This is a genomic window from Marispirochaeta aestuarii (genome assembly GCF_002087085.1).
Classification (GTDB): Bacteria; Spirochaetota; Spirochaetia; order JC444; family Marispirochaetaceae; genus Marispirochaeta; species Marispirochaeta aestuarii.
Genome location: NZ_MWQY01000004.1, coordinates 209391 through 219511, shown reverse-complemented (window position 1 = coordinate 219511; position 10121 = coordinate 209391). Strand labels below are relative to the sequence as shown.

10 protein-coding genes are annotated in these 10121 nt (G+C 50.3%); 7 read left to right on the top strand and 3 right to left on the bottom strand.

Features of this window, described 5'->3' with window-relative positions; genetic code table 11:
• Positions 1 to 123 precede the first annotated feature (123 nt).
• The 7 genes from B4O97_RS05205 to B4O97_RS05175 all read left to right on the top strand — a co-directional run bounded on the left by B4O97_RS05205 (position 124) and on the right by B4O97_RS05175 (position 6510).
• Positions 124 to 576, top strand: a complete 453-nt coding sequence (locus tag B4O97_RS05205; RefSeq protein ID WP_083048938.1) for a YiiD C-terminal domain-containing protein — start codon at positions 124 to 126, stop codon at positions 574 to 576.
• Positions 577 to 694: 118 nt separating this feature from the next.
• Complete coding sequence (locus B4O97_RS05200; RefSeq protein WP_083048936.1) at positions 695 to 2467, top strand: flavocytochrome c; 1773 nt, start codon at positions 695 to 697, stop codon at positions 2465 to 2467.
• Positions 2468 to 2548: 81 nt separating this feature from the next.
• Positions 2549 to 2887, top strand: a complete 339-nt coding sequence (locus tag B4O97_RS05195) for a NusG domain II-containing protein (RefSeq protein WP_083048935.1) — start codon at positions 2549 to 2551, stop codon at positions 2885 to 2887.
• Between the two features lie 11 nt (positions 2888 to 2898).
• Positions 2899 to 3447 carry a Gx transporter family protein gene (locus tag B4O97_RS05190; protein ID WP_083048933.1) on the top strand — a complete coding sequence of 183 codons (549 nt, stop codon included), beginning with the start codon at positions 2899 to 2901 and terminating at the stop codon, positions 3445 to 3447.
• Positions 3444 to 4079, top strand: coding sequence for a hypothetical protein (locus B4O97_RS05185; protein WP_083048931.1), 636 nt, complete (start codon positions 3444 to 3446; stop codon positions 4077 to 4079). Before B4O97_RS05190 ends, B4O97_RS05185 begins: the two co-directional genes overlap by 4 nt.
• A gap of 85 nt (positions 4080 to 4164) precedes the next feature.
• A complete protein-coding gene (locus B4O97_RS19305) occupies positions 4165 to 4512 on the top strand; it encodes a YqaE/Pmp3 family membrane protein (protein ID WP_143305547.1) in 348 nt (115 codons plus the stop codon).
• A gap of 72 nt (positions 4513 to 4584) precedes the next feature.
• Complete coding sequence (locus B4O97_RS05175) at positions 4585 to 6510, top strand: PAS domain S-box protein (RefSeq protein WP_143305545.1); 1926 nt, start codon at positions 4585 to 4587, stop codon at positions 6508 to 6510.
• A gap of 131 nt (positions 6511 to 6641) precedes the next feature.
• Here B4O97_RS05175 and B4O97_RS05170 read toward each other — a convergent pair whose 3' ends face one another.
• From B4O97_RS05170 to B4O97_RS05160, 3 genes are all read right to left on the bottom strand, one after another.
• Entirely contained in the window at positions 6642 to 7772 is a 1131-nt protein-coding gene (locus B4O97_RS05170) for a GAF domain-containing protein (RefSeq protein ID WP_083048928.1), read from the bottom strand.
• A gap of 537 nt (positions 7773 to 8309) precedes the next feature.
• Positions 8310 to 9605 carry a TRAP transporter large permease gene (locus B4O97_RS05165; RefSeq protein ID WP_083048926.1) on the bottom strand — a complete coding sequence of 432 codons (1296 nt, stop codon included), beginning with the start codon at positions 9603 to 9605 and terminating at the stop codon, positions 8310 to 8312.
• Entirely contained in the window at positions 9602 to 10096 is a 495-nt protein-coding gene (locus B4O97_RS05160; protein ID WP_083048925.1) for a TRAP transporter small permease, read from the bottom strand. Before B4O97_RS05160 ends, B4O97_RS05165 begins: the two co-directional genes overlap by 4 nt.
• Between the last annotated feature and the right edge of the window lie 25 nt (positions 10097 to 10121).

Below are 10121 nucleotides of genomic sequence, written 5' to 3'. Positions count from 1 at the left end.
CTCCTGACCAGTCCTTCGAGCCCACTGCTTGAACTGGTTTAATGCGCTGGCCCTGTGGGGAGCACCTCCGCTCCTTGACACCTGCCTCCATTAGGGTGATTATCCCAGTTTCCGGGGTGGAACATGAATATCAGTGAATTGCAGGATTTTGTCGAGACGAGTATTCCCCTTATAAAGGAGGCAGGCTTTGTTATCCGGGAACTGAATGACCAGGAGGTCGTCGTCACGGGTGAAAAGAGGCTGAACCATAATCATCATAATACCGTTTTCGGCGGCAGCATCAGCACCATACTTATTCTGAGCAGCTGGCTGATGGTCCGGCGGCTGCTGGAGGACACTTTTCCTGAGGCTTCCATAGTAATAGAGCGACAGTGTACAGATTTTCTTGTGCCGGTTGACGGGGATTTTACTGCACGATGCGCGCGTCCTTTACCGTGGCAGGTTGAATCCCTGAAATATGGACTGGATAAACTGAAACGGGGACGGATCGATCTTGGAGCCGCTCTTTATCAGGATGGTTCAGACCATATGGCTGCCAGTTTCTCCGGCACCTTTTACTGCAGACTCAGATTGTGACAAAAATGATCTGCACTATGTGCGAGATATCAAATTCGGCTACTTGAAATATTTTTAACGATAAAATAATATAGATAAATAAATCCCGAATGGGTTTGGCCCATAAGGAGTAGATAAGATGAAACGAGTAGTGCAAATTTTACTGACGCTTCTTCTGGTTTTTTCTGCTGCAAGCTGCGGTAAAAAACTGTACACCCCGGGTTCCTACGAAGGAGCCGCCCCCGGCATTCACGGCAAGGACGTTATTGTCGAAGTAAGCGTGGATGAGAAGGAGATCAAGGAGATCAAGATCCTCCAGAACGAGGAGACCCCCGGTCTCTCTGATGCGGCTTTTGAGAGAATCCCCAAAGCCATTATTGACGGTCAGACCCTGGCGGTAGACACCGTAGCCGGTGCTACCTACTCCAGCAAGGCGATAATCGCAGCGGTTACCGAGGCGCTGGCAGCTGCGGGAGCGGACATTGCAGCCCTGTCCGAAGGGAAAGCCGAAGCGGACGTGGTTACAGCCGCAACGGAGAATCTTGAGGCGGACGTGGTTGTCATCGGTGCAGGCGGCGCCGGGCTTGCCGCGGCAGTCTCCGCCCACCAGAATGGTGCCACGGTTATCATTCTTGAAAAGATGCCCCAGGTCGGCGGTAACACCATTATCTCCGGTGCGGCTTACAACGCAGTCGACCCTGAACGACAGGAGCCCCTGGGAATAGAAGATTCCATCGAAAAGCATTTTACCCAGACCTACGAAGGGGGAGACAAGCTTGGCGAACCTGTACTGATCCGGACCCTCGTAGAGAACGCCCTTCCCACCCTCCACTGGATGGAAAGCATGGGAATGGAGTTCAAAGACGGGATTTTTACCGTTCTCGGCGGACTCTGGCCCCGGGCCCACAAGCCGGTTAAACCCCTGGGTACCGGATACATTGAGACTTTGATGAATTACATTGAGAAGAATGAAGACAGTATTCTGCTTCTCACCGATACCCGGGCCACCAACATCTACAAAGATAAGGATACCGGTCGGGTAACAGCTGTAAAGGCTACAGGTCCCGATTCCACCATCCTGGCCCAGGGAAACAAGGCGGTTATCATCGCCACCGGTGGTTTTGGCAACGATGTAGAGATGCGGGAAAAATACAACAAGATCTGGCCTTCTCTGAAGAATATCAAATCCACCAACCATCCCGGTGCAACCGGAGACGGCCTGGCCCTGGCTGAACAGGTGGGTGCCGATCTGATCGGGCTCGAACACATCCAGCTGCTGCCCATGGGAGACCCCGATACGGGAAGCCTTGCGGGTAACATTGAACAGGGTGTTGAGAACAGGATTTTTGTCAACAAGGAGGGAAAACGCTTTGTTGACGAAGGTGCCCGGCGGGATGTCATGACCAAGGCGCTTTTTGAGCAGGAAGACGACTTTATGTGGATTGTTCTGGATTCTCATAACTATCCCACTATGGATACCAAGAACAACTTCAACGAAACAATCGGAGAGCTGGTTGAACAGGGCAGGGCCTATATGGCGGATACCCTGGAGGAACTTGCTGAACAGATTGACGTTGATCCTGAAAACCTGAAAGCCGCGGTCGCCGGGTTCAATGCAGCCGTGGAGAAGGGCGGTCCTGACAAATTTGGAAGAACCCTCTTCGATGAGAAGATCGATACACCTCCATATTTTGCCGGCGCAAGAATGCCGACCGTTCACCACACCATGGGCGGAATAAAGATAAATACGGAGGCCCAGGTTATCGACACCGAAGGCAATGTTATTCCCGGGCTCTACGCTGCGGGTGAAACCACCGGTGGAATCCACGGATCTAACCGTCTCGGAGGTAATGCCCTTCCGGATATCCATGTATTCGGTAAAATCGCCGGAGCCAACGCGGCAGCGGAATAAAAAATACCTGATTTTTACACGGGCCGCCCGCCATGGGCGGCCTTTCCTGTCTATACCGGAGAAGACGAAGGGACCGGATACATGAAGATTCTCAGATACGATGCTGCGGCGATTGCCCTTTCTCTGGCCGTATTCATACTCTTTACCTGGTTTGGTCTCCAGCGTTCCGGAGAGACGGGATACCTGATTATCGAGGACAGTAAAGGGAGGCTCATCTACCCTCTTTCGGAAGAGCGGGATGTGGTGCTGCAGGGGCCGGCGGGAGAATCCCATATTCATATTGGCAAAGATTCCGCCCGCTTTGTTCACTCCGACTGTCCTGACGGGCTTTGTGTGCAGTCGGGACCCGTGGAAAGACCCGGGGACTGGGCGGCCTGCCTGCCGAATCAGGTCTTCATCTATGTGGGCGACAGGGAGTAGCAGGAGGCTTCATGTTCAGCGAACGAGTTCTTAACCGCCTTGCCATGCTCGGGGCCCTGAGCCTGTTTTTATCAACCGTGGAATATCTCTTTCCCCGTCCGATTCCCTTTATGCGCCTGGGCCTGGCCAACCTGCCGGTAATTCTCTACCTGGATCTTCTCGGTTCGGATTCGGAGGATTCCACGGGGACCTATTTCCTCCTCATTCTCATCAAGGTCCTGGGTCAGGGAATGGTAAACGGAACCATGGCCTCCTACGTGTTCCTTTTTTCCCTGGCGGGGTCTTTTTCCAGCGGTCTGGCGATGTGGCTGGCCTGGCGCTATCTGCGGCCGAATATCTCCTTTCTGGGAGTCAGTGTGCTGGGTGCGCTGGTAAGCAATATGTCCCAGATCCTGCTCTCCATTGTATTCATCTTCGGTCCGGCGGCCTGGCGTATACTCCCCTGGTTCCTGGGTATCGGTCTCGGATCAGGCTTTTTTATCGGCCTTTTTGCCCGCAGCTTCTCCGAGAAATCCCGCTGGTGGAAGGCCCTGAAGGATTCCGCCCTGGAGACGACATGAAAAAGCCGGTGAAAAAAAAGCGCCGCCCCGACAGGCTTGCCCGCATAATGAATCCCACCGTCCGCTTCTGGACCGGAGTATCCCTGATACCCGGGTTTTTCATGGGCGCCAGCCTGGAGCTTCTGCTGTTGCACTGTATGGTTTTTGCAGTCGCTGTTGTTCTGGCAGGTAAACGCATCCGATTCTTTTACTATGCCATGATGATCTTCTCCATAACACTGTTTCACCTCCTGAACCCCGTCGGACGGGTCCTTCTGGAGATCGGTCCCCTTACCCTTACTGCGGGAGCCCTGGAACAGGGGCTGAGCAAGGGATTCACCTTGAGCGGCCTTGTGCTGCTCTCCCTCTTTTCGGTTACTCCTGCCCTCCGCTTTCCCGGACGTCTGGGGGGAATGCTTGCCCGGACCATGTACTACTTTGAAGAGATCCTGAACGGCCGGGGGCATCTGGAGGTCAAAAACATAATCGGCAGTATGGATACCGTTCTTATGCAGGCTCTGCCCCCCGGAGACGAAACTGTACTCGAAACGCACTCCTCTTCCGCGTTCCGGGGTACCCTGCTTCAGTTCCCCTTTATCATTCTGCTGGAAGGCCTTGTCTGGGGACCGTTGATACTGCAACTGGCAGCCTGAAGGACAAGCAGTTTTCCTCCTGCATTTTTCCCTGATTCCCTGTATACTGATTGTGTCGGGAAACCATGACGAGAAGAGGATAGCCATGTATTGCAGAAACTGTGGAAAGGAAGTTGACGAAAAGGCGGAATACTGCCTGAATTGCGGCGTCCGTCCCCTGAAATCCAGAAACTACTGCCAGAACTGCGGGGCCGGGACAACGGAGGTTCAGGACATCTGCCTGCGCTGCGGCGTCAAGCTCTCGTCCACCGTAATTACCCTGGATACCGATAACGACACCCTGTTGCTCGTTCTCTGCATTCTGCTGCCCCCGGTGGCGGTGTGGCTCAAGACCGGCAACTCCGGCAAGGTGCTGCTGAACATTATTCTGTGCTTTCTCCTGGCCTGGTTCGGTGGAGTCCTCCATGCCTTTCTGGTCCGGAAGGTAAGGTAGATCCGCGTTCCATTGATTTGCAGATTACCGGAAGGCTCACTATAATAAATCGGGATTACCCCGGGGGGTGTGGTGTTGGATTCTCATAAAAAGACTATCCTGCTTGTAGAAGATGAAGCGATTATTGCCCTTGCGGAGAAACAGATGCTTCAGAAGGCCGGTTACGAGGTTATCCATGCCGTATCCGGGGAAAAAGCTGTTCGCTGTGCAGCGGATGATAATTCTGAAATCGACCTGGTCCTGATGGATATCGATCTTGGACGAGGGATAGACGGAACAGAAGCGGCTTTACAAATCCTGCGTCTCCGGGATGTTCCCATCGTTTTTCTCTCTTCCCATACCGAACAGGACTATGTGGAAAAGACCGACAGGATCAGCTCCTACGGCTATGTAGTCAAGAACAGCGGCGAGATGGTCCTTTTGCGTTCCATAACCATGGCTTTTCGCCTGCACTCCGCGAACCGGGAACTTCGAAGGAGCAATGCTGCAATCTCCGGAGCCGAAAGACGCTACAGGCTGCTCTTTGAAAACCTGACAGCCGGATACGCGCTGCACGAGATGATCTACGATGATTCCGGCAAGGCAGTGGATTACCGTTTTCTTGACGTCAATCCCTGTTTTGAACGTATTACCGGCCTTAAAGCCGGGGAGATTATCGGGAAGACCGTCAAAGAAATTCTCCCTGAAACAGAGCAGTACTGGATCGACACCTACGACCGGGTCGTAAAAACCGGAGAATCCCTCTCCTATGAGAATTATTCCAGAGAACTGGACCGTTATTACGAGGTATGGGCCTTTCTGCATGACTCGGGTCAGTTCGCCGTTGTGACCAGCGACATAAGCGAAAGAAGACGGGCCGAGGAGCGTTTGAGACAGCAGAAGGAATACCTTGCCACGACTCTGGACGCCATCGGGGATGCGGTTATTTCCACCGACAGGAACGCGAAGATCCTGACCATGAACCCCGTAGCCCAGAACCTTACGGGATGGCCCCTCGAGCAGGCCCGCGGTAAAGCTCTGTCAATGGTTTTTCCCATTGAAAATGCAAGGACCGGTGCTGTCGCCGATGATCCGGCGGAGACTGTAATCCGGAACAACAGGACCATCGAGTTGGATAATCATACCGCCCTGGTCTCCAGGGACGGCAGAAGACTGCAAATTGCCGACAGCGCCGCACCTATCAGGGATGAAAAAGGAGCTGTGGAGGGAGTAGTTCTGGTTTTTCGGGATGTAACCGAACAGTATCGTGTCTCCCGGGAGATCGAAGATACAAAGAACTACCTGGAAAGTGTTGTGGAAAGCGTGCAGGAAGGAATCTCCGTTCTTAACGATGATCTGACCATCGACAGGGTAAACAGTACAACCTATACCTGGTTTCCGGGAGAAAGCGATTTTACCGGCAGAAAATGCTACAGCGCCTTTCGTGGACTCACGACGCCCTGTCCGGGATGTCCCGTCCTGCGCTGTTTTGCAAGCGGTAAACCGGAGATGAGCGAACTGCAGGGCTACGCGGGTTCCCCGGTGGAATGGATCGAGGCCTTTGCTTATCCCATCATTGATGAAGAAACCGGCAGAGTGGAGAAGGTTGTCGAGTTCAAGCGGGACATAACCGCACGCAAGCGGACGGAGCTTGACCTGCGCGAGCGGGAAGAAGAGTTCCGGGCTATCTTCGAGAATAATCATGCCGTTATGCTGCTGATCGATCCTGAGGACGGATCGATTGTAAACGCGAATCCCGCCGCCTGCCGCTATTACGGATGGGACCTGGAGACACTCCGCGGGATGAATATCTCCCGGATCAATACCCTGAGCCCTGAGGAGATCGCGGCGGAGATGGAACGGGCCCGTACCTACCGAAAAACCTATTTTGATTTTCGACACCGCCGGGCCGACGGTTCGGTACGGAATGTGCAGGTTTTCAGCGGACCGGTGAAGCAGAGGGGGAGGTCCCTGCTGTATTCACTGGTGTATGATGCGACTGAACAAGGGATGACATAGTGGAAAACCGCGGTCCTCAAATCCTGTTCCCACAATAGAGTGGGGGCGCTACAAATTCGTTGCTTCTTGACTATGGTGAAAACACCACGGTTCTAGAGGTTTCCGGGGATACAAGCGTCTTGCCTTGATCTTCAGCCTGGAAAATCGAGGGTAAAATGGAACCCCCGATCCATTTTCATATCACTGGACCCGTCCAGCTGGGCGGAGAGCCCTTCGATGATCAGCATTCCCAAGCCCCTTTTTACATCTTCAATCGGTTTGGAGGTGCAGCCGTTATCAGAGTAGGAGATGACTATACGGCCGTTACTTTCCCGGCAGGTCAGTCTGATTTTCGGCGACTCCACATCCGTGAACGCATATTTCATGGAGTTGGTCGCAAGTTCGTTGATGATCATCATGAGGGGAACCATGGATTCTTCTGGAAGATGAATAGTGTCTCCCTGCACCTCAAAGTCGATGAAGAATGAAGAACCTGAGACGATATTCCCAAGAAGCTGTTTCAGGTGTTCGGTGGCAGGAATCGAGTAATCCGGTTCTTTCCGATTCAGGAGATTGTGAAGGTTGGAAAGGGCGTTTATATGGTTGTGCAGATCCTGTATCAGGTGAGGTTTGTATGATCCCTGCTCATGGTCCAGGTTAAGATCGATGTAGCTGATAAGCATGTTTAACTGGTTCTTGATCCGGTGTCGCATTTCCCGGATCTGTATTTCCTTATAGCTTATGGTATTCGCAAGCTGGGAGCGGATCTGTACGCTTTCCAGGTCGTGTTCCAGCATCTCCGCAAATTTTCCTATCAGAGCCTTCTGATCATCGGTATAGTGATTCTCTTTCGAATCAAGCACGCAGAGAGTTCCGAATATTTCTCCATCCGGCCAGCGTATCGGTACACCATAATAGGAGATCATGTTCAGTTTTACATCCGGATTGTCTTTCCAACTTTCGTCATTCAACGCATTTGGAACCAGAAGAGGGGTCCGTTTCCCCACGACTGTTTCGCAGTACAGACCGTAGCCGAGTGCCGCTTTTTCTCCGACTTCATAGGGGTTTTCATTTGTATAACTGGCATTGAATACTTCGATTTCATTTTCCAGAAGCCGCATGATAAGCCCCGCCGGAACACCGATTATCCGCGCCGCAATATCGACCAGTTCCTGCCACTTCTTCTGGAACGCCGCGTCGATTTCGGGTTTTTCGGAGGATGTAATCGGAACCGCAACAAGTTCCCTGGCATCGACTACCTTGACTTTGCTTATGCCGTTCATACTCCTACCGGGTAACAGGCCATATATACTAAGTCTAAGTAATTAAATAGCTGATGTCTATGTGAGAAATAGCTTAAAGTGTTATCTACTGTAAAGAACCGTGTTGATAGACGGACAGTAAAGTTCATACAAGTATAATTTTATCCCTTGTCTTTCGCTATACTGGCGTGTCTTTCCTGAATCAGGGCATTTCCCGATAATTGCAGGGTTTTATCCCCACGGTTCTCGACACTATGAAAGTGTTAAACAAAATGAGAACGTGGTATTCTGTCTGTGTACGGTCATGAACAGGATTTATAGCGACTGCATCCCGCACCGACTGCTTTTCTAATACGGAAAAGGGGAGATCCTCATACTTCCGAAACCGCTTTCTTCTCCTTCTTCATCGTCCCATCCCGATTCCCTCCCGAAGCAGTTCCTTGAGTAACCTGATTCGTCTTCCCGGGGCAAAGCTTCTCAGGATTCCCGCCGCATGGTGGATCAGCAAATGGTTTTATGTCTCAGTACGCTTGTTATCTAACCCGATTCTTCCTCTGTTCATTTTCCCATTAGAATCGTTGGAAGCCATACTGATATTGGCTCAATGTAGGTGACGGCTAACAAGCATATAAAAAGAGGGATATAAAAAACCAATAGTGCTCGAAAAAGTCTTGCAACGGAGATTTCAGCTATCCGACTGGTTACAAACAGCACCAACCCGACTGGTGGTGTAAGCAATCCGAATACAAGATTGAAAACAACAATGAGACCGAAATGAATAGGATTGATGCCATACTGTAGTACCAGGGGCATCAAAACAGGTACAGCAATGGTTATCGCTGCGACGGTTTCCATAAAACAGCCAACAATCAGAAGGGCAATGTTTATCATCACCAGTATTATCCACTTGTTTAAAGACAAGGAAGTGACAAACCCAGCTAGTTCCTGGGGTATCTTTACACTTACTATCATATAGGCAAACGCGGTTGCTCCAGCGATGATTATCATTATTTCAACCGTCGGACGAAAGGTTTTCTTCACCAGATCCCAGAATTGAAGCACTGTTACTTCTCTATATACCAGCATTCCAAGTATCATGGCATATAATAATGCAATAACAGCCGCTTCTGTTGGAGTGAAAATACCTGATAATATTCCGCCAAGCAGAATAAAGGGAGTCAGAGCTGGAAAAAAACCGCGTTTAAATGCATCCCACAGATTCGACATCCCTTTGAACTTTTGTCTGGGATATTGCCACTTTCGCCCTTGAATTGCAATCAAGGTCATCAGGGTAAGTCCCACGATCACACCTGGAACAAGACCAGCAAAAAGGAGACGACCTATCGAAACCTCCGCAACAACACCGTATATTACCAGCGGGACGCTGGGTGGGATTATCGGACCAATTGTTGATGATGCAGCTGTAACAGCCGCAGAATAATCGCGATCATACCCTTCATCAAGCATCGCTTTCATTTCTACTTGTCCGATAGCAGCTGCATCGACGGTAGCTGAACCGGACATTCCGGCAAAAAGCATGCTGGTAACAACATTAACGTGTGCAAGACCCAGACGGAAATGACCAACCAGGGCAGAGGCCAAACGAAAAATACGTTCAGTAATACCCCCGGTATTCATCAAGTTCCCGGTAAGCATAAAAAGTGGAATTGCTAAAAGCGGAAAACTGTTTAACCCGTCAAACATTCGTTGCAAAAGAATAGCAGAATCTCCACCTCCACTTGAGTATAAGTAATATAGTAGTGTCGCGGTGAAAATAATCCCGTATCCGACAGGAACTCCAATTATAAAAGTGCCCAGCAGTAATCCGCCGAATAATAGGGTCGTTTCGATCATTTGTTTCTCTCTTTAAAGGTCATAATTGTTTTTAAAATAAGAAACACGGCAAACAGGCTCGACAGTAAAAACCCGATCGATATTATTATGTAAAGGTACCTTGTTTTCAGCCATAACATGGAAGAAGCCATCTCTGTTCCAACAATCCTTGACATGCGAATACTGTTTCTTGCGTACATAACGCTTACTAACAGAATTATTCCATCTACTAGTAAGCTTCCAAAAAGCTTTGCTTTTTCAGAACGACCTTCAAATATATTCAGTGCGACAAGGTGTGACCTTTCCTTTACTGAAACTGTTGCACCGAGGAATACCAGGATAACCAGCAGATACCGTGCAAGTTCCTCCGACCACGGAGTCGCTATTTTTAAGACAAATCTTCCTATCACCTGAATGAGTACAATCAGGCAAATAGAAATAAACAGTACACTGCAAACAAATTCAATCAACGATACCATCTTGTCGATCGCTTTATTGATTATCGAAACCATTTATGGATATCCCCTTTGGTAAAGG

Bases quoted from the DNA above. Each gene is read 5' to 3' on its own strand.
- B4O97_RS05165 (WP_083048926.1), bottom strand. From the start codon at position 9,605: ATGATCGAAACGACCCTATTATTCGGCGGATTACTGCTGGGCACTTTT.
- B4O97_RS05190 (WP_083048933.1), top strand. From the start codon at position 2,899: ATGTTCAGCGAACGAGTTCTTAACCGCCTTGCCATGCTCGGGGCCCTG.
- B4O97_RS05200 (WP_083048936.1), top strand. From the start codon at position 695: ATGAAACGAGTAGTGCAAATTTTACTGACGCTTCTTCTGGTTTTTTCT.
- B4O97_RS05160 (WP_083048925.1), bottom strand. From the start codon at position 10,096: ATGGTTTCGATAATCAATAAAGCGATCGACAAGATGGTATCGTTGATT.
- B4O97_RS05170 (WP_083048928.1), bottom strand. From the start codon at position 7,772: ATGAACGGCATAAGCAAAGTCAAGGTAGTCGATGCCAGGGAACTTGTT.
- B4O97_RS19305 (WP_143305547.1), top strand. From the start codon at position 4,165: ATGTATTGCAGAAACTGTGGAAAGGAAGTTGACGAAAAGGCGGAATAC.
- B4O97_RS05195 (WP_083048935.1), top strand. From the start codon at position 2,549: ATGAAGATTCTCAGATACGATGCTGCGGCGATTGCCCTTTCTCTGGCC.
- B4O97_RS05205 (WP_083048938.1), top strand. From the start codon at position 124: ATGAATATCAGTGAATTGCAGGATTTTGTCGAGACGAGTATTCCCCTT.
- B4O97_RS05185 (WP_083048931.1), top strand. From the start codon at position 3,444: ATGAAAAAGCCGGTGAAAAAAAAGCGCCGCCCCGACAGGCTTGCCCGC.